General features: G+C 68.0%; 13 protein-coding genes. 6 read left to right on the forward strand and 7 right to left on the reverse strand.

Translation table 11 applies throughout. The annotated features are described in order from the left end of the window. The first annotated feature begins 241 nt into the window (after nt 1–241). Nucleotides 242–577 (forward strand): hypothetical protein, encoded by a 336-nt coding sequence (locus tag LXM88_RS24285; protein ID WP_262545000.1) that lies wholly within the window; start codon nt 242–244, stop codon nt 575–577. 87 nt (nt 578–664) lie between these two features. Here the strand turns inward: LXM88_RS24285 and ppnP are convergent, their stop codons facing one another. Both ppnP and LXM88_RS24295 read right to left on the reverse strand, forming a co-directional pair. Then, complete coding sequence (gene ppnP, locus LXM88_RS24290; protein ID WP_047903077.1) at nt 665–985, reverse strand: pyrimidine/purine nucleoside phosphorylase; 321 nt, start codon at nt 983–985, stop codon at nt 665–667. Between the two features lie 211 nt (nt 986–1,196). Then, on the reverse strand, nt 1,197–2,099 hold the full coding sequence (locus tag LXM88_RS24295) for a LysR substrate-binding domain-containing protein (RefSeq protein ID WP_262545002.1): 903 nt from the start codon (nt 2,097–2,099) through the stop codon (nt 1,197–1,199). 182 nt (nt 2,100–2,281) lie between these two features. On the opposite strand from LXM88_RS24295, the gene LXM88_RS24300 reads away from it, so the two are divergent. Continuing rightward, nucleotides 2,282–3,466 carry a M20 aminoacylase family protein gene (locus tag LXM88_RS24300; protein WP_262545003.1) on the forward strand — a complete coding sequence of 395 codons (1,185 nt, stop codon included), beginning with the start codon at nt 2,282–2,284 and terminating at the stop codon, nt 3,464–3,466. Nucleotides 3,467–3,508: 42 nt separating this feature from the next. Then, nucleotides 3,509–4,831, forward strand: coding sequence for an MFS transporter (locus LXM88_RS24305; protein WP_262545005.1), 1,323 nt, complete (start codon nt 3,509–3,511; stop codon nt 4,829–4,831). An 88-nt stretch (nt 4,832–4,919) separates the two neighbouring features. Here LXM88_RS24305 and LXM88_RS24310 read toward each other — a convergent pair whose 3' ends face one another. From LXM88_RS24310 to LXM88_RS24330, 5 genes are all read right to left on the reverse strand, one after another. Beyond that, entirely contained in the window at nt 4,920–6,023 is a 1,104-nt protein-coding gene (locus tag LXM88_RS24310; RefSeq protein ID WP_262545007.1) for a porin, read from the reverse strand. A gap of 63 nt (nt 6,024–6,086) precedes the next feature. Further along, complete coding sequence (locus LXM88_RS24315; protein ID WP_262545009.1) at nt 6,087–6,506, reverse strand: DoxX family protein; 420 nt, start codon at nt 6,504–6,506, stop codon at nt 6,087–6,089. 190 nt (nt 6,507–6,696) lie between these two features. Beyond that, nucleotides 6,697–7,974 (reverse strand): cytochrome c, encoded by a 1,278-nt coding sequence (locus tag LXM88_RS24320; RefSeq protein WP_262545011.1) that lies wholly within the window; start codon nt 7,972–7,974, stop codon nt 6,697–6,699. 2 nt (nt 7,975–7,976) lie between these two features. Next, on the reverse strand, nt 7,977–9,596 hold the full coding sequence (locus tag LXM88_RS24325) for a GMC family oxidoreductase (RefSeq protein ID WP_262545012.1): 1,620 nt from the start codon (nt 9,594–9,596) through the stop codon (nt 7,977–7,979). Beyond that, a complete protein-coding gene (locus LXM88_RS24330; RefSeq protein WP_262545013.1) occupies nt 9,596–10,102 on the reverse strand; it encodes a sorbitol dehydrogenase family protein in 507 nt (168 codons plus the stop codon). Before LXM88_RS24330 ends, LXM88_RS24325 begins: the two co-directional genes overlap by 1 nt. A gap of 309 nt (nt 10,103–10,411) precedes the next feature. Between LXM88_RS24330 and LXM88_RS24335 the strand changes: the two genes are divergently transcribed. The 3 genes from LXM88_RS24335 to LXM88_RS24345 all read left to right on the forward strand — a co-directional run bounded on the left by LXM88_RS24335 (nt 10,412) and on the right by LXM88_RS24345 (nt 19,632). Then, the gene (locus LXM88_RS24335; protein WP_262545014.1) at nt 10,412–16,447 is read left to right on the forward strand and encodes an MG2 domain-containing protein; all 6,036 of its coding nucleotides are present in this window, start codon (nt 10,412–10,414) and stop codon (nt 16,445–16,447) included. 7 nt (nt 16,448–16,454) lie between these two features. Beyond that, nucleotides 16,455–18,701: a penicillin-binding protein 1C gene (pbpC, locus tag LXM88_RS24340; RefSeq protein WP_262545015.1), complete on the forward strand. Its 2,247-nt coding sequence runs from the start codon at nt 16,455–16,457 to the stop codon at nt 18,699–18,701. A 241-nt stretch (nt 18,702–18,942) separates the two neighbouring features. After that, nucleotides 18,943–19,632 (forward strand): hypothetical protein, encoded by a 690-nt coding sequence (locus LXM88_RS24345; protein ID WP_262545016.1) that lies wholly within the window; start codon nt 18,943–18,945, stop codon nt 19,630–19,632. Nucleotides 19,633–19,646 lie beyond the last annotated feature (14 nt).

The raw sequence follows: 19,646 nt of genomic DNA on the forward strand, positions 1-19,646 counted from the left end.
ATCGGGCAGCGCGCCGACCAGGCAACGCATGACGTCGTTGCCGCATCACCCGTCCATCGACGGGCCGCACACGATGCATGCCGCACCGCAGCAGAGCTGCACAGCATCGCCGCCGCCGTTTGGCAAGCGCGCTAACAACTTGTTTCGGAATAGCCGGAACCGTGCTTGTGCGATGCGATCTCATTAGCACGCAGTACTGCTGCGCATCCCACTCAATCAATCACGACTCGAGGGAGATAACGTGAACGTGAAATACTTACCGCTCATCGCATTGACCGTGGCATTTTCTGCTCACGCAGCCGATTCTGCCCTGCAGAACGTGGGACAAAGCCAGAAACCCGCCGACCAGGTGGCGCAGTGCATCGCGAAGACCTGGGCCGACAAGTCGCAGCAACAGGTGACGTCGCAGTATGAACTCGCGAACGGCCTCGCGATGGCCGTTTATGCACCGGGCCAGCAGCCGCCGAACGGCGCCGCCGCCGTGGTGCGCCCGGGCAACGCCGCAAACGCGAAGACCTGGGTCGGTTTCCGCGGCGGCGATGCGTCGTCGGCCGGCGACATCAACGCCTGCCTGTAACGAGAACGGGCGCTCCGGATGGCCTTGCGCCATCCGCTTGCGACAAGCCCCGCTTCGGCGGGGCTTTTCTTTTGCTGCCGGCTGCGCTTACAGGTAGCTGCAGACGTAGTCGAGCGTCTCGAGCACTTCGATGTCGAAGCGGCTCTTGCCCGGCACCGAGAACGATTCGCCGGCGCCGTAGGTCTGCCATTCGCTGCTGCCGTCGAGCTTCACGCGGCACTTGCCGGCCTGCACTTCCATCAATTCGGGCGCGTCCGTGCCGAAGTTGAGCGCGCACGGCAGGATCACGCCGAGCGTCTTGCGCGTACCGTCCGGGAAGAGCACGGTATGCGACACGCACTTGCCGTCGAAATAGACGTTCGCGCGCTTGACGACCGATACGTTGTCGAATTGGGTTGCAGTGGTCATGTGATGCCTCTGATTGCTGGATGCCGGATGGCGATGTGGTTGGAGGCCGGCCGGAGCGGCGGGCCGGCCGCTATGATACCGGCTCGCGCGGCGTGCGCCGGAACCGAGGTGCCCGCCGGGCAGGCGTCGTGCCCTTCAAACGACCGCAGCATTGCTGCGTCCAATCGTCAGGATGACTATGCGATGAAGGTCGCTTCCGGCAGCTACCAGCTCACCGCAGCCCCTTGCGTCGCGCCGAATCGCGCAGGCAATCGAGCAGCATCGCCGCGGCCGGCGTCAGCGGGCTGTCGCGGCGCGTGACGACCTGCACCGACACCGCCGGCAAACGCTCGCGAATCGGCAACACCGTCAACTGATCGCGTGCCCACTCGCCCTGAAGCAGTTGTTCGGGCATCGACGCGATCAGGTCGCAACCCGTCAACAGGCTGTGCGCGAGCCCGAAGCTCGGGCATTCGACGACGCGCGCCGGCACCGGCAGCCCGTACGTGACGAACGAATTGAACAGCGCCTGCGTCGAGCTTTCGGGCGACGGGTTCATCAGCCAGTCGGCCTCGACGAGATCGGCGAGCGACGTGGCCGACGCGAGCGGATGCCCGTTGCGCGCGACGATCAGCGAACGGCTCGCATAGAGCTCGGCATGATCGAACTCGGCCGCCAGCAGTTCGGGCACGACGACGACCACCGCGAAATCGAGCGAGCCGTCGTGCAGACGCGGCAGCGCGACGCCCGGAAACCCTTCGATCAGGTTGACGCGCGCCACCGGAAAGCGGCGCCGGAACGCGCGAAATGCATCGGGCAGGATCGTCACCGCGGCAGCCGGCGTGATCGCCGCCGAGACGGAGCCCGTCAGCGCCCCCTGCGCCTGCTCGATATCGTCGCGGGCGCGCTGCATTTCGGCGACGATCAGCCGCGCACGCACCTGCAGTTGCTGGCCGAACGCGGTGAGTTGCACGCCGCGCGCGGTGCGCACGACGAGCGACACGCCGAGCGCGATCTCCAGTTCCTTGACCGCCTTCGTCAGCGCCGCCGGCGACACGTTCAGGCGGCGCGCGGCCGCGCGAATGCTGCCCTCCTCCGCGACGGTGACGAACGCTTTCAGCTGATGGTATTTCATGGCGGCGATGCGTGATCCGTGGAAACCCTGTACCCGACCGTGCACGCCGGTTCAGGGTATTCCCGAGCGGCAACCGGTGGTGTGCACCAAAGCAATTTATCAGCTTCTGGTAAGCAAAAGAAATTTATATGCTCTCTCGTCATATGCACGTCAAACGCCCCACCTGCCCCACAGGAGAGACCATGCTGCAAGCCGTGAACCCCGTCATCCCCGGCATCGCCGCGATCGCCCCCGATCTCGTCGAAGTGCGCCGCCGCATCCATGCGCATCCCGAACTCGCGTTCGAAGAGACGCTCACGAGCGATCTCGTCGCCGAATTGCTCGCCGGCTGGGGTTATGAAGTGCATCGCGGCATCGGCAAGACGGGCGTCGTCGGCGTGCTGCGCGAAGGGCAAGGCTCGCGCACGGTCGGGCTGCGCGCCGACATGGACGCGCTGCCGCTCGCGGAAGCCACGGGCCTGCCGTACGCGAGCCGCCACGCGAACAAGATGCATGCATGCGGCCACGACGGTCATACCGCGATGCTGCTGTGCGCGGCGCGCCACCTCGCGGCGACGCGCCAGTTCTCCGGCACGCTGAACCTGATCTTCCAGCCAGCCGAGGAGAACTTCGGCGGCGCGAAGGCGATGATGGACGACGGCCTGTTCGACCGCTTCCCGTGCGACGCGATCTTCGCGATCCACAACATGCCGGGCCGCGCGGCCGGCGACATGGCGTTCCGCACCGGCGCCGCGATGGCGTCGGCCGACCGCGTGACGATCACGCTGCGCGGCGTCGGCGGCCACGGCGCGATGCCGCATTTCGCGCGCGATCCGATGTCGGCCGCCGGCAGCATCATGGTCGCGCTGCAGACGATCGTCGCGCGCGAGGTCGATGCGCAGCATGCGGCCGTGATCACGGTCGGCAGCGTGCAGGCCGGCGAGACGTTCAACATCATTCCCGAAACCGTCGTGATGAAGCTGTCGGTGCGCGCGCTGAACGCCGACGTGCGCGCGCTGCTCGCGCGCCGCATCGAAGCGCTCGTGAAAGGCCAGGCGGAAAGCTTCGGCGTCACCGCGGAAGTCGACTACGACTACGGCTACCCGGTGCTCGTCAATCATGCGGAACCGACCGCGTTCGCGGCCGGCATCGCACGCGAGATGCTCGGCGCCGAGCGGGTCGAAACCGACGCCGCGCCGCTGATGGGCAGCGAGGATTTCGCGTTCATGCTCGAGGCGCGCCCCGGCTGCTACGCATTCATCGGCAACGGGATCGGCAGCAAGGGCGGCTGCATGGTGCACAACCCCGGCTACGACTTCAACGACGACATTCTCGCGATCGGCGCGAGCTACTGGGTTCGCGTCGCCGAAGCCTGGCTCGCGGCCTGACGGCCCTTCACCACGCAGTTTCGCGCTTACCGGGGGAATCCCATGGAAACGTCTGCCCTTCCGTTCGCCGGCACGCCGGCCAATGCACGCGCCGCCGCGAAGAAACGCCGGCTGATCGCGGCCGCCGCCGTCGGCAACGCGCTCGAGTTCTACGACTTCACCGTCTACAGCTTCTTCGCCATCCTGATCGGCAAGCTGTTCTTCCCGGTGCATTCGTCGTTCGGGCAGTTGATGCTCGCGGTCGCGAGCTTCGGCGTCGGCTTCGTCACGCGTCCGCTCGGCGGGCTCGTGATCGGCATGTACGCCGACCGCGTCGGCCGCAAGAAAGCGATGATCCTCACGCTGCTGCTGATGGCGCTCGGCACCGCGACGATCGCGGTCGCGCCGACCTTCGCGCAGATCGGCCTCGCCGCACCGCTGCTGCTCGTGCTTGCGCGCCTGCTGCAGGGGTTTGCGTCGGGCGGCGAAGTCGGCGCGTCGACGACGCTGCTGCTCGAACAGGCGCCGCAGCATCGGCGCGGCTTCTACGCGTCGTTCCAGTTCTCGAGTCAGGGGCTTGCCGCGCTTGCGGGTGCGCTCACCGGCGTCGCGCTGACGTCGACGCTGAGCGCCGCGCAGCTCGAAAGCTGGGGCTGGCGCGTGCCGTTCATCATCGGCACGCTGTTCGTGCCGCTCGGCTACTGGCTGCGCCGCACCGTCGAGGAAGTGCCGGCTGCCGCACCCGCCGCCGCAGCGCATGACGAACCGGTCGCATCGCTGCCGCTCGCCGACGTGCTGCGCCATCACGGCAAGGCCGTGTTCGCGGGCCTCGGCGTGACGATCGGCGGCACGTCGATCCACTACATCATCGTGTTCTACATGGCGATCTACGGCGTACAGGTGCTGCACCTGCCGACCTGGCTGTCGATGACGGCCGGCTGCGTCGCCGGCGCGATCCTGATGCTCGTGACGCCGATCGGCGGCCACCTGTCCGACGTCTACGGGCGCAACCGGATCATCTGGTGGACACGCGTCGTGCTGATGGCCGCGATCTACCCGGCGTTCATCGCGCTGAACCGCTGGCCGGGCGCCGCGTCGCTGCTGTCGATCATCGCGGCGCTGTCGATCGTGCATGCGATCAACGTCGGTGCGACCGGCGCGGTGCTTGGCGAACTGTTCCCGCGTGCGGTGCGCGCAACGGGTGGCGCGCTCGTGTACAGCGTCGGCGTCGCGATCTTCGGCGGCTTCGCGCAGTTCTTCGTCACGTGGCTGATCGCGGCGACCGGGAATCCGAATGCGCCGGCGTGGTATGCGATCGGCTGCGGTGCGTTCACGCTGCTCGCGATCCGCTGCATGGACGAAAAGGCCGGGAAGTCGCTCGACTGAGCGGCGTTCGGTGCGCGACACGCACCGCAAACGAACAAGGCACGGGTTCGACTACCCGTGCCTTGTTCGCATCTGGCGCCGTTCCCGCTCAGAACGTATGCATCATCCCCACATACGCACCCGTCTGCGACTCGCCCGTCAGCGGGCTCGTGCCCGAAGTCGCGTCCCGCGGCGTCGCGAGCAGCGAGAAGTTCGAGTTGCCGCCGTTGCGCGCATACGCGACCGTGCCGTACAGGAACGTGCGCTTCGACAGGTTGTACGTGGTGCCGAGCACGTACATGATCGCGTGGCCCGACGGATCGTGCGACGCATCGCCGCCGCCGCTGCCGACCTTCACGTAGTACCCGCCACCCGTCACCGCCCATTGCGGCGTCGCGGTGTAGGTCGCGCCGAGCCAGTAGTGATCCGCGCGATCGGCAACGCCGGCCGGGCTGTCCGGCGCCTGGTAGTGCGTATACGCGCCCTGGATCTTGAACTTCGACACCTTCACGTTCGCGCCGACGAAATACTCGCGCGACGCAGTGAAGATGTTGCTGAACTTGCCGTTGTTGTCGCGCAGTTCGTCGTAGATGCCGCGCACGTCGAGCAGCGGCGAGTGGTACGAGATCATGATCCCGTCCGAGCGGCCGAAATCGTCGGCCGCGCCGTAGTTGAAGCCGCGCGACTGGTTGCCGAACGCGTATTGCGCCTGCACGTCGAAGCCGCCGATCACCGGGCTGTGATATTCGATGTTGTTGCTGCTTTGCTGCCAGTTGCGGCCGCGCACGAGCGAAGCCGACGAAAACGCCTGCTGCACGAACGGATCGAATTCCCACACGCCGTCGCTGTCGATGAACAGGTTGCGGCCGGCCTGCAGTTGGCCCCACGTGTCGCTCTTCAGCCCGACATACGCGCGCCGCGACCACATGCGCCCGCCGCCGGTCTGGCCGTTCATCACCTGGAACGCGGTTTCGAGGTTGAAGACCGTCGACAGCCCGCCGCCCAGATCCTCGATGCCCTTCAGCCCGAACATGCTGGTGCCCCAGTCGCCGCTTTCCGCGCTCCAGCGCGACTTGCTGCCGTTCGGTGTGGCGATGTGGTTCAGGTATTCGATGCCGCCGTCGACACGGCCGTACAGCGTCACGCTCGTTTGTGCGAAAGCGGCCGCCGGCGTGGCGGCCGCGATCAGCCATGCGAAATGTTTGAGTCGCAAAATGATGCCCCCTCGGAATCTCGACCTTCCAGCGCGCGCCCCATGCGCGCGCCATGGGTCCGTTTATCCGCGATCGATCGAAAAACGTCCGGGGCCCGCTGCGCAGAGCGCGAGCAGGCCGCCCGTGATCGCGATGTTCTTGTAGAAATGAATCATGTTGTTGATCTGCTCGCCGCCCGTCATCGTCCAGTAGTGGTGGCCGATGATGCCGGTGCCGATCGTATACAGCGCAAGCAGCAGCGCGAGCGGGCGCGTCTGGAAGCCGACGAGGATCGCGATCCCGCCGAACAGCTCCATCGCGACGGAGATCGCGGCGGACATGATCGGCGCGGGCGCGCCTTCCGAACCCATGAACGCGATGGTGCCGGGGAAGTCGACGATCTTCTTCCAGCCGAACATCACGAACAGGATCACGAGCAGGATCCGGGCAAGCAGCAGCAGCACATCGCGCTGGGACGCGAGAAACGGTTGATTCGGTGTCATGGTGTCGATCAACGAAAACGATGCGCGGCACGCGCACCGGATTGCCAATGAACCGGGACGGGCGGCAGCCTGCACCGCCCGCCCCGCTCTGCAACAACCGGCATCGGGGCCCGCCCGATGTGCTGTGCTCCTCCTCTCGTTCGATGCCGCTCTTCTTCGATGTTGCGCTGCTGCGCCGTCGTGCGCCGCGTCAACGCAGCTTCGCGACGTCCTGCTCGGTCACCTTCGCGGCCGGATTGCCGAACTGCCCGGTCAGGTAGTTCGTCAGCGCGGCGATCTGCGCATCCGACAGCTCGTGGCGGAACGCCGGCATCCCGACGTCCTCGCTGCCGGCCTTGCGCTGCACGCCGTTCAGGATCACCTGCACGAGGTTGGTCGGATTCGGCGCGCCGACCGTCGAGTTGTGGAACAGCGGCGGGTAATAGCCGTCCGGCGTGCCCTTGCCCTGCATCTGGTGGCAGGTCGCGCAGTTGCCGAGATAGAGCCGCGCAGGATCGATGCCCGACGACGCGAGCGCGACGCCGCGCAGCTTCAGGCCGTCCTCGGCCGGCTTGCCCCACGACGAGCGCGACTGCTTCGCGTCGCCGCTGGCAACGGCCGGCACTGTGCGGATATACGTCGAGATCGCGCCGATGTCGGCTTCCGTCATCTTCGAGAAGCTGTGCTCGATTGCCTCGGCCATCGGGCCGGCCGCCTGCGCGACGCCCGGCACGCTGCCGGTGCGCAGGTACTGGACGAGCTGCTGCTGCGTCCAGCCGCCGATCCCCGCGTTCGGGTCGGACGTGATGTTGTAGCCGTCCCAGCCCGCGAGCACCGAGCCCGACAGGAAGCCGCCGCCCGTCTCGTCGAGCGATTTCTCCTGCATCGCGATGCCGCGCGGCGTGTGGCACGTGCTGCAGTGCGCGAGGCCCTGCACGAGGTACGCGCCGCGGTTCCACTCGGCGCTTTGCGCCGGCTTCGGCTGGTACACGCCGTCCTTCAGGAACAGCCAGTTCCAGATCTTCAGCGGCCAGCGCATGCTCAGCAGCGCGGGAATCTCGTTCTTCGGCGGGGCCTGCTTGACCGGTTCGACGCCGTGCATGAAGTATGCGTACAGCGCCTGCACGTCGTCGTCGTTGATCTTCGCGTACGACACGTACGGCATCGCCGGGTACAGGTTGTCGCCGTTCTTCGACACGCCGTGGCGCACCGCGCGCTCGAAGTCGTCGAACGTCCAGTTGCCGATGCCCGTATCGGGATCGGGCGTGATGTTGCTCGTGTAGATCTTGCCGAGCAGCGGTACCGGCATCCCGAGGCCGCCCGCGAACGGCTTGCCGCCCTTCGCGGTGTGGCACGCCATGCAGTCGCCCGCGATCGCGAGGTATTCGCCGCGCTTGACCTGCGCCGGATCGGCCGCGTCGGCCGCACGCGCGAGACCCGGCAGCGCGAGGCAGCCGGCGACGAGGAAGGTGAGAGTAGATTTCCGCACGGTCAGACTTCCTTCTTCAGCGTGTCCGACATCCGCAGCGCGAGCGCCGCGATCGTCAGCGTCACGTTCACCGTACCGACGGTCGGCATCGTCGAGCTGCTCGAGACGAACAGGTTCGGATGGTCGAACGTGCGGCAGTCCTTGTCGACGACCGAGTCGCGTGCATCCGCGCCCATGATCGTCGCGCCCGTGATGTGGTTGTTCGGCGCGAATTCGTCGTTGAAGACGACTTCGGTGCCGCCCAGCACCTTCGCGGCCGTCGCATAGACCTCGCGCGTGTGCACGGCGCCGCGCTTCACGTAGTCGTCGATCGCGTACGTGATCTCGGGGCGCGGGATGCCGATCGCGTCGGTGGCCGTCTTGCTCGGCACGATGCGGTTCTCGGGTTGCGGCAGGATTTCGTGGAAGCAGTCGAACTGCACGTAGCGCGCGGAACGGTCGCGAATCTGCGCGTCGAGCTCCTCGGGCTTCATCAGCTTGCCGCCCTTGAAGATCTTCTGCGTCTCCTGGTTGATGCGCGACATGTTCGACAGGTGGATCTTCTTCGCGGCTTCGGTCGCGCGGAACGGGCCGTCGCGGAAACCGATCAGCGACGTCATCTCCTGCGGGCCGCGGCCCGGCCACAGCTTCTCGTTCGCGTAGAACGACACGCCGGTGCCCGGGTGGTCCATCAGGTTGCGGCCGACCATGTCGGAGCTGTTCGCGACGCCGTTCGGGAAATCGCGGTTCGCCGACATCAGCAGGATCTTCGGCGTCTCGATGCCGTTCGCGGCCACCACGAAGTACTTGCCTTCGACGCGATGGTCGGCGCCCGACTTGTCCTTGTAGACCGCGGCGGTAATGCGCTTGTCCGGCCCGGTCTCGAGCTTGTAGACAACCGCGTTCTCGATCAGCTTCGCGCCGGCCTGCTCGGCCTTCTCGACGTGCACGATCCCGTTGTACATCGCGCCGATCGGGCAGATCGGCATGCAATTGTTGTTCCCGCAACAGGTTGGCCGGCCGTCGTACGGGCGGCTGTTGCGCGCGACCGGCTCGGTCACCACGTGGAACTTCGGGTCATAACCGTTGAGCGCGCTCTTGATCGTCTGCTCGTTGAACGACAACGGCAGCGGCGGCATCGGGTACGGCTGCTTGCGCGGCGAGTACAGGTCTTCCTCGGGGCCCGGGCCCCACACGCCGAGCTCTTCCTCCGCGCGCTGGTAGTAATGCTCGAGGTCGTCGTACTGGATCGGCCAGTCGCGGCCGACACCGTACACGGTCTTCATCTTGAAGTCGTTCGGGATGAAGCGCCACGCCGACGCGGCCCAGTGCCACGTCGTGCCGCCCACCGCGCGGATGTACTGCGAGTTGAACTTGTGCTCGCCCTTCAGGACCAGGTAGTCGTTCGGCGGGCCGTATTCCGGATGCGGCGCCCACGGGCTCGACGGATACGGCGCCATGAAATCGGTCTTGTCGAGCTGGTTGCGAAAGCGCTCGACGATTTCCCAGCGCGGCATGCGCGGGCCGGCTTCCAGCAGGATCACCGACTTGCCCGCCATCGCGAGCTGGTGTGCAACGATCGCGCCTGCGACACCCGAACCGACGACGACGACGTCGGCCTTTTGCGTATCGGTATCGGCCATCAGGCTTGCCTCTCGATCGGTTTGTCGGCCCAGAAGCCGGGTTTGTTGGGGCAATACGAAGGGATGACGAGCGTGTCGGAAACGACGCTGAACATTAATGCTTCTTCGTAGGTAATCACGACGTTGTCGACGATGCCGAGATACCACGCTTCAAGAATCTTCAGCGCGAGCGCTTCCTGGTCGGGATTCAGCGAGCCGGACGCGAGTGCGCCGGCAAGTTGCGGCAGGCTGTCGGCCGTCTTGAACGAGCCCTTCTGCAAGGCCTGCAGGAAGCGCTGGCCGAGCACGCGGCTCAGCCCTTTCTTGCCGGTCAATGCTTCGGAGAGCGTCATGAACGTATCGAGCGGCGCGGTGCCGGGATCGTCGGCCAGGGCCCGCAACGCCAGCGAGCCCGTGAGGCCCGCCGCCGTCAGCGCCAGTGCGCCCTGCAGCCATTGACGCCGCGTGATGCCGGTTGCGGCTGCGTCGCCAGTGCGACGCGAGTGGGGGGTGTTGTCGTTGTGCATGTTTCCTTCTCTCGAACACCGGATTCGGGAAAACCACGCTTGATATTTCTCAAACATTGGCGCGGACCTGAAATGTACGCGCACAAATCGGATCGAACAATCTTTTTATAGTCCATTAAATGTTCCGCAATCCGAGACAATCGACATTTCGCTGCATTTTTGTGTCGTCGGCGCGACAAATCTGCGGCGGACGCACCGGTGTCGCATGCCGACGACACACTGCGACTGCGCGCGACGATGCGTGCGCATGACGGTCGGTTAGAATCGCGTGCAATTAAACAGAAAGCTTCCCTCCGAGGGCATCGAGCGATGAAGCAGTACGACAAAGACAACAAAGCGAAGCGAACCAACCACACCACTCCGCTGCTCTGGCGCATCGGCGCCGTCGCGGCGCTCGGCGGTGCCGCGGCCCTGTCGCTGCATGCGCTCGCGGCGCGCACGGTGAGCGTGTCGCCGCAAGGTACCGTCACCGAAGTCCGGCAGACCGTCGTCAAGTTCGACGAACCGATGGTCGCGTTCGGCTCGGCGTCCGCGCCGAATCCCGCGCGCGTGACCTGCAACGATTCGACTGCCGCACGCGGCCAGGGTCACTGGCTCGACGACAAGACCTGGGTTTACGATTTCGAAAACGACCTGCCGCCCGGCGTGCGCTGCTCGGTCGCGCTCAACGACGCGCTGCGCTCGGTCGCCGGCAATGCAGCCAGCGGCCCGCGCCGCTTCACGTTCCAGACGGGCGGCCCGTTCCCGGTGAACGTGCGCCCCGGCTCGCGCGAGATCGAGGAACGGCAGGTCTTCGTGCTCAAGCTGAACGGCCCGGCCGAACCGCGCTCGGCGCTCGCGAACATCTGGTGCGAAGCGGCCGGCATCGGCAACCGCATTCCCGTCACGGCCGCCGACGACGAAACGCGCAACGCACTGCTCGATCATTTCGGGCTGAAGAAGGATGCCGCGCGCGTACTGACGCTGTCGTGCTCGCAGGCGCTGCCGGCGAGCGCGAAGATGCAGCTCGTATACGGCAAGGGCGTCGCGAGCCCGAGCGGCATCGCGAACGACACCGAACGGCGCTTCGATTTCACCGTGCGCGCGCCGTTCGCCGCGAGCTTCTCGTGCGAACGCGAGAACGCGAAGGCGCCGTGCACGCCGCTGCGTCCGCTCACGCTGTCGTTCAATGCGCCGATCTCGCGCAAGAATGCCGAGGCGATCAAGGTGCGCGGCCCCGACGGCTCGCTGTCGCCGACCTTCGCGGCCGACGACCGCAGCGAGGAAGTGACGACTGTCACGTTCAACCCGCCGCTGCCCGCGCAGGCCGGCCTGACGATCGAGCTGCCGTCGGGCCTGCGCGACGTGACCGACCGCTCGCTGTCCAACGCCGACCTGTTCCCGCTGGCGACGCGCACCGCGCCGATGCCGCCGCTCGCGAAATTCTCGTCGGGCACCTTCGGGATCGTCGAGCGCTTCGCCGAACCCGATACGCCCGCGCTCGTGCCCGTCACGCTGCGCAACGTCGAGGCCGACCTGCATATCGCCGGCCTCAACGCGGGCGGCGCGCAATTCGCGAACCTGAAGGTCGAGAACGACACCGCGATCCGCCAGTGGATGCGCACCGTCGACCGCTTCGACAACTGGTCGATGACGGCCGGCTCGATCGACAGCCAGATTCCCGGCCTGCTGGCACGCAAGGGCCAGCACCCCGTCTACGTGCCGCTCGAAGCCGGCGAAAAGCAGCCCGCGCCGCAGAACCGCCGCATCGACGTGCGCTCGCTGTCGCTGCTCAAGGGCGAACCCGGCGCGCAGGCGCTGACGCTGCCGCAGGCCGACCCGAAGACACTGCGCCCGTTCGAGATCGTCGGCGTGCCGATCGACAAGCCCGGCTTCTACGTGCTCGAACTCGCGTCGCCCGCGCTCGGCCGCTCGCTGCTCGCAAAGCCGTCGAGCATGTACGTGCGCACCACCGTGCTCGTCACGAACCTCGGCGTGCACCTGAAACAGGGCCGCGAGAACAACCTCGTGTGGGTCACGACGCTCGACAAGGGCAAGCCCGTGCCGAACGCGCAGATCCGCGTGTCGGACTGCAACGGCGATCAGATCGCGGCCGGCAAGACCGATGCGCAGGGCCTGCTGAAGATCGATGGGCAGTTCGAACCGAAGCACGAATGCCGCTCGTCCGAGCGTTTCGACGACTACTTCGTGTCGGCCCGCGTCGACGATCCGAAGACGGGCCCCGACATGGCGTTCGTCAGCTCGGGCTGGAACCGCGGGATCGAATCGTGGCGCTTCAACGTACCGACCGACACCGACAGCGCACCGACGGTGCGCGCGCACACGGTGTTCGACCGCACGCTGCTGCGCGCGGGCGAAACCGTGTCGATGAAGCATTTCATCCGTACCGAGACGCTGCAGAGCCTCGCGTTCCCGTCGCAATACCCGACGCGCGTGACGATCCGCCATCTCGGCACGGGCCAGACGTACAAGCTGCCGCTCACGTGGGCCGCCGATCACAGCGCGGACTCGCAGTTCACGCTGCCGCCCGCCGCGAAGCTCGGCGAATACAGCGTCGAACTCGAAGGCGGCCCGGAAGACGCGCCGACCGCCACCTATTACAGCGGCAGCTTCCGTGTCGAGGCGTTCCGCCTGCCGGTGCTGAAGGGATCGATCGGCGCGCGCGACGCGCAGAAGAGCCCGCTCGTCGCCGTGAAGGAAGCGCCGCTCGCCGTGCAGATCGACTACGTGTCGGGCGGCGGCGCATCGAACCTGCCGGTGCAGGTGTCGGCGCTGATGAAGTGGGCATCGCCGCCGTTCGCGGATCGCTTCGAGGACTTCAGCTTCACGCCGTATCGCCCCGACAAGAGCGACGGCAACGCCGACGACGATTCGCAGGACGGCGACAACGCTGCGGCTTCGAACAACGATCCCGACGCGACGAAGCTGATCGCCGACAAGCTGCCGCTGACGCTCGACCGCAACGGCGCGGGCTCGGTCACGCTCAAAGGCCTGCCCGACGTCGACGCGCCGAAGCGCATCGCGCTCGAAGCGACGTTCGCGGACCCGAACGGCGAAGTGCAGACGATCCGCGGCGACACGATCCTGTGGCCGGCCGCGGTGGTGGCCGGCATCAAGGCCGGCCGCTGGGTGTCGGTCGGCCAGCGCGTGCCCGTGCAGGCGCTCGCGGTCGACCTGCAGGGCAAGCCGCGCGCATCGGTGCCGATCGAGATCAAGGGCGTCGCGCACATCACGACGTCGTCGCGCAAGCGGATGGTCGGCGGCTTCTATGCGTACGACAACAAGAGCGACACGCGCGACCTCGGCGTGCTGTGCTCGGGCAAGACCGACGACAAGGGCCGCATGGCCTGCGACGCGACGCTCGAACAGGCCGGCAACATCCAGCTGATCGCGGTCGCGAAGGACGGCGACGGCCGCACGTCGAATGCATCGACGTCGGTCTGGGTCACGCGCGAGGACGAACTCTGGTTCGGCGGCGACAACACCGACCGGATCGACGTGATCCCGGAGAAAACCTCGTACGAACCGGGCGAAACGGCCCGCTTCCAGGTGCGCATGCCGTTCCGCTACGCGACCGCGCTCGTCGCGGTCGAGCGCGGCGGCGTGATGGAAACGCACATCGTCGAGCTGAACGGCAAGAACCCGACCGTCGACCTGAAGGTCGGCGAATCGTGGGGGCCGAACGTCTACGTGTCGGTACTCGCACTGCGCGGCCGGATTCGCGAAGTGCCGTGGTACTCGTTCTTCACGTGGGGCTGGAAAGCGCCGGTCGAATGGGCGCGCGCGTTCTGGCGCGAAGGCCGCCACTATGAAGCGCCGACCGCGTTCGTCGACCTGTCGAAGCCCGCGTTCCGCTACGGCCTCGGCGAGATCAAGGTCGGCACCGGCGTCCACCGTCTCGGCGTGACGGTGACGACCGACGCAACGCGCTACACGGTGCGTAGCAAGGCGCAGGCGCACGTGAAGGTCACGCTGCCGAACGGCCAGCCCGCGCCGGCCGGCACGCAGATCGCGGTCGCGGCCGTCGACGAGGCGCTGCTCGAACTGATGCCGAACAACAGCTGGGACCTGCTCGACGCGATGCTCCGACGGCGCGCGTACGGCGTCGAGACGGCCACCGCGCAGATGGAAATCGTCGGCCGCCGCCACTTCGGCCGCAAGGCCGTGCCGGCCGGCGGCGGCGGCGGCAGCGCGCCGACGCGCGAGCTGTTCGACACGCTGCTGCTGTGGAATCCGCGCGTGACGCTCGACGCGAACGGCAGCGCGAGCGTCGAGGTGCCGCTGAACGACGCGCTCACGCGCTTCCGGATCGTCGCGATCGCGGCGGTCGGCCCCGACCGTTTCGGCACCGGCAGCACGTCGATCCGCAGCACGCAGGATCTGCAGCTGATCTCCGGCCTGCCGCCGCTCGTGCGCGAAGGCGATGCATTCCGCGCGCAGGTCACGCTGCGCAACACGACCGACCGCGCGATGCAGGTCGTCGTGACGCCGCGCGTGACGGGCCTCGACGTCGCGCCGCAAACCGTGTCGCTCGCGGCCAATACGGCGACCGAGGTCGCATGGACGATCACCGTGCCCGAGCAGGCGCTCGACGCGGCCGGCGCGCTGAACTGGCACATCGAGGCGGCCGAGCAAGGCGGCAAGCGCGCGTCCGACGCGCTGGCGGTCGCGCAGAAGGTCGTGCCAGCATTGCCGGTAACCGTGCAGCAGGCGACGCTCGCGCAGGTCGACGGCACGCTGACGGTGCCCGTGTCGGCACCGGCCGGCGCCGTGAGCAACGCACAGGGCGCGCCGCGCGGCGGCATCGCCGTGTCGCTGCAGTCGAAGCTCGCCGACGGCCTGCCCGGCGTGCGACGCTGGTTCGAGCGCTATCCGTACCGCTGCCTCGAACAGCAGGCGTCGCGCGCGATCGGCCTGCGCGACCCCGCGCAATGGCAGGCGCTGGTCGCACGCATGCCCGTCTATCTCGACAGCGACGGGCTCGCGAGCTACTTCCCGCCGTCGTCCGACAATTCGCACTACGGCAGCCCGACGCTGTCGTCGTACCTGCTCGTGCTGTCCGACGAGGCGAGCCGTGCCGACCCGCGCTTCGCGCTGCCGGAAGACTTGCGCACGCAGCTCGAAGCCGGGCTCGCGCGCTTCGTCGACGGCCGCATCGAGCGCAACGCGTGGGCGCCGCGCCAGGATCGCGACCTGCGCAAGCTCGCCGCGATCGAGGCGCTGTCGCGCTACGGCGCCGCGCAAGGCCGCATGCTCGGTTCGATCGAGATCGCGCCGAACCAGTGGCCGACGTCGGCGGTGATCGACTATCACGCGATCCTGACGCGCGTGAAGGACATCCCGCAACGCGACGAGAAACGCGCGCAGGTCGAACAGATCCTGCGCGCGCGCCTCACGTACCAGGGCACGCAGCTCGTGTTCTCGACCGCGCGCGACGACGACCTGTGGTGGCTGATGACCAGCAACGAGACCAACGCCGCGCGTCTCGCGATGGAATTCGCGGGCGACCCGGCGTGGAAGGACGAGATGCCGCGCGTCACGGCCGGCCTCCTGGCGCTGCAGCGCCAGGGCGCGTGGCGGACGACGACGTCGAACGCGCTCGGCCTGCTTGCGGTCGAGCGCTTCTCGCGCACCTACGAGAGCACGCCCGTCTCCGGCGCGACGAAAGTCGCGCTCGGCGGTGCCGAGCGCGCGATCTCGTGGTCGCAGGCGCCGGCTCCCGCCGACACGCCGGCGTCGGCCACCGCCGCGACCCGTGCCGCCGCCGCGCGCAGCGTGCTGCTGCCGTGGCCGCGCGCGTCGCAGGCGCCGGCTACGCTGTCGGTCACGCAGGAAGGCACCGGGCGCCCGTGGGCGACGGTCGAGAGCCTCGCGGCCGTGCCGCTGCGCGCGCCGTTCGCGGCCGGCTACCGGATCACGAAGACCGTCACGCCGGTGTCGCCCGCCGCCAAGGGCGTGCTGACGCGCGGCGACGTCGTGCGCGTGCATCTCGACATCGATGCGCAGAGCGACATGACGTGGGTCGTCGTCAACGATCCGATCCCGTCCGGCGCGACGATCCTCGGGTCGGGCCTCGGCCGCGACTCCGAAGCCGCGACGCAGGGCGAAAAGACGCCGGATGGCGCATGGCCGGCCTTCATCGAGCGCGATTTCGACGGTTATCGCGCGTATTACGACTATTTGCCGAAGGGCAAATTCTCGGTCGAGTACACGGTGCGGCTGAACAACGTCGGCACGTTCGGCTTGCCGCCGACGCGCGTCGAGGCGCTGTACGCGCCGTCCGTGTACGGCCTTTGGCCGAACCCGCCGATGACCGTCAAGCCGGCCGACGCGGGCAAGCAGTGAGCGCGTGATGATCGATCGGGTCTTGCCGCGGCCGGCGCGTGTCGCCGGCCGCATCTTCGTCGCCGTCGTGCTGGCCGCGCCGCTCGTCGCGCATGCGCTGCCGGGCTACGACGACGTGCGCCGCAACTGGCGCAGTTCCGACTGGGTGCTGCTCGCGCGCGACGGCACGCCGCTGCAGCGCACGCGCGTGGACCTCACCGAACGGCGCGGCGACTGGGTATCGCTCGCGGACGTGTCGCCCGCGTTCCGCGAGGCGATCGTCGTGTCCGAGGACAAGCGCTTCTACGAACACAGCGGCGTCGACTGGCGCGGGATCGCCGGCGCCGCATGGGGCAACCTGTGGAACGAGCGCACGCGCGGCGCATCGACCGTGACGATGCAGCTCGCCGGGCTGCTCAGCGATTCGCCGCGCCGCTCGGGCCAGCGTTCGCTGCCGCAGAAGGCCACGCAGGCGATGAACGCGCTGCTGCTCGAACGCGGCTGGCGCAAGGACCAGATCCTCGAGGCGTACCTGAATCTCGTGCCGTTCCGCGGCGAGACGGTCGGGCTCGGCGCGCTGTCGCAGGTGCTGTTCGGCAAGGCGCCGTCGGGCCTCGACGCGCGCGAAGCCGCGATCGCGGCCGCGCTCGTGCGCGCGCCCAACGCGACGCCCGCGAAGGTCGCCGAACGCGCGTGTCGGATCCTGCGCGACATGCGTGCCGAGCAGGCGTGCGCGTCGCTCGACGGCTACGTGCAGCTCGTCACCGCGCGCCCGGCCAACGCGATACGCGACGACGGCGCCGCCCTCGCCCCGCACTTCGCGCGGCGCATCGCGGCCGAGGTCAGGCCGGCGGCCGGCGCGCAGGTCCGCACGACGCTCGATGCGCCGCTCCAGCGCTTCGCGCGCGACACGCTGGTGCGCGCGCTGACCGAACTCAACGCGCCCGCGCACCGGCGCAACGTGCAGGACGGCGCGGTCGTCGTGATCGACAACGCGACCGGCGAGATTCGCGCGTGGGTCGGCTCGTCGGGCGCGTTGTCGAGCGCGCGCGACGTCGACGCCGTGCTCGCGCCGCGCCAGGCCGGCTCGACGCTCAAGCCGTTCCTGTATGCGCAGGCAATCGACGAAAAGCGGCTGACCGCTGCGTCGCTGCTCGACGATGCGCCGATCAATCTCGCCGCGGGCGGCGGCCTGTACATTCCGCAGAACTACGACAAGGATTTCAAGGGCTGGGTGAGCGTGCGCAGCGCGCTCGGCGGCTCGCTGAACGTGCCGGCCGTGCGCACGCTCGTGCTCGTCACGCCGCACCGCTTCGCACGCACGCTGACCGCGCTCGGCCTGCCGCTCGCGCAGGAAGGCGACTATTACGGCTTCAGCCTCGCGCTCGGGAGTGCCGACGTCACGCTGCTGTCGCTGACCAACGCGTATCGCGCACTCGCGAACGGCGGCGTCGCGCGCAAGGTCGTCGACCTGCCCGCGCCGGCACCCGGCGCACCGGCGCCCGGCGTATCGGCGCCCGCGCGTACGGACGGCGGCACGCGCGTGTTCAGCGAAGCGGCCAGCTTCGTCGTCACCGACATCCTCTCCGACAACAACGCGCGCGTCCGCACGTTCGGCTTCGACAACCCGCTCGCAACGCGCTTCTTCTCGGCAGTCAAGACCGGCACGAGCAAGGACATGCGCGACAACTGGACCGTCGGCTACACGTCGCGCTATACGGTCGGCGTGTGGGTCGGCAACGCGGACGGCTCGCCGATGTGGGACGTGTCGGGCGTCACGGGCGCGTCGCCCGTGTGGTCGGCCGTCGTCGGCTACCTGCACCGAGATCTTCCGAGCCGTGCGCCGCGTACGCCGGCCGGCGTCGAGACGCGCCGCATCACGTTCGAGCGCGACATCGAGCCGGCGCGCAGCGAGTGGTTCATCGCGGGAACGGCGGTCGACACGATCCGGCTCGCCGCGCCCGTCACGCCGGGCAAGGACGGTGCGCGCGCACCGTTGACGATCGGCGCGCCGACCGACGGCACGATCTTCGCGATCGACCCGGACATTCCGCCGAAGAACCAGCGGATCTGGTTCGAACGCTCGGCCGGGCGCGCCGCGCGGTTCGCGTGGCGGCTCGACGGCAAGGTGATCGGCCATGCCGACCGCGTCGCGTGGATGCCTTGGCCGGGCCGGCACCGGCTCGAACTCGTCGACGCGCGCGGCAACGTCGCGGATGCGATCAGTTTCGAGGTGCGCGGCGCGTTCGCGAAAACGGTCGCGCGCAAGCCCTGAGCGCGTGAGCCGGCTGCTTGCAGGCCGGCCGCGTTGCCGCAAGGCTCGCGCCGCCGAACGGCACGCCCGCCCGCTCGGGAACGGCGCGTTCTCTCGTATGACCGATTACGAAGGAAACTGAAAGGATTCCGGCCCGACGGGCAAACGGACAAGCAGCGCGCGACTCGGGAATCTAGAATGTAAGCAGCGCCGCTTCCCCGGGCGCGCACCGGTTGCTCCCTTCTCCCGGACACCCGCGACCATGAACATTCGCCATGAACGCTTCACCCGCCCCGCGCTGGGCGCGCTCTGCGTCGCAACGCTCGCGATGCTCCAGGCCTGCAACGGCGACGCCTGCTTCGGCGTGGATGTCTGCTTCAACAACAACACGCAAACCGTCTCCGTGTCGGGCACGGCCGCCACGGGCACCGCGCTCGCGAGCGCGTCGGTGGCGGTCAGTTGCGCGATAGGCTCGGCGACGACGCTGACGGACGGCGGCGGCAACTACCAGGTGACGGTCAACGCCGCGCTGCCGTGCGTCATCACCGTGACGTCAAGCGGCACGAGCCTGCATTCGCTTGCCTTTGCGGGCGGCACCTTCAATACGACGCCCGAGACCGAGTTGATGCTGGTCTATCTCGCGGCACAGCTCGGCACGAACACGGCCGGGCTGATCGGCAATTTCCAGGGCAATCTGCACTTCCAGCAGGTGATGGGCAGCCCGAACGCCGTGCAGGCGGCGCAATCGGCCGTCGTGACGAACCTGCAGCAGCGCTATGCGGTCACGCTGACGACGCCGGCGTTCCTGACCACGTCGTTCGTGGTCGGCCAACCAGGTGTCGACAGCGATCTCGGTGCGCTGGCCAAGGCTGGCGCGATCGATTCGAATGGATTTCCGGATCCAGTTGCCATTTCGCTATTGGCGCAGGCCGGCGCCGCGCATCCGCTGTAGGCGGCCTGCGGCGG

The organism is Burkholderia sp. S-53 (assembly GCF_025560745.1).
GTDB lineage: Bacteria > Pseudomonadota > Gammaproteobacteria > Burkholderiales > Burkholderiaceae > Burkholderia > Burkholderia pyrrocinia.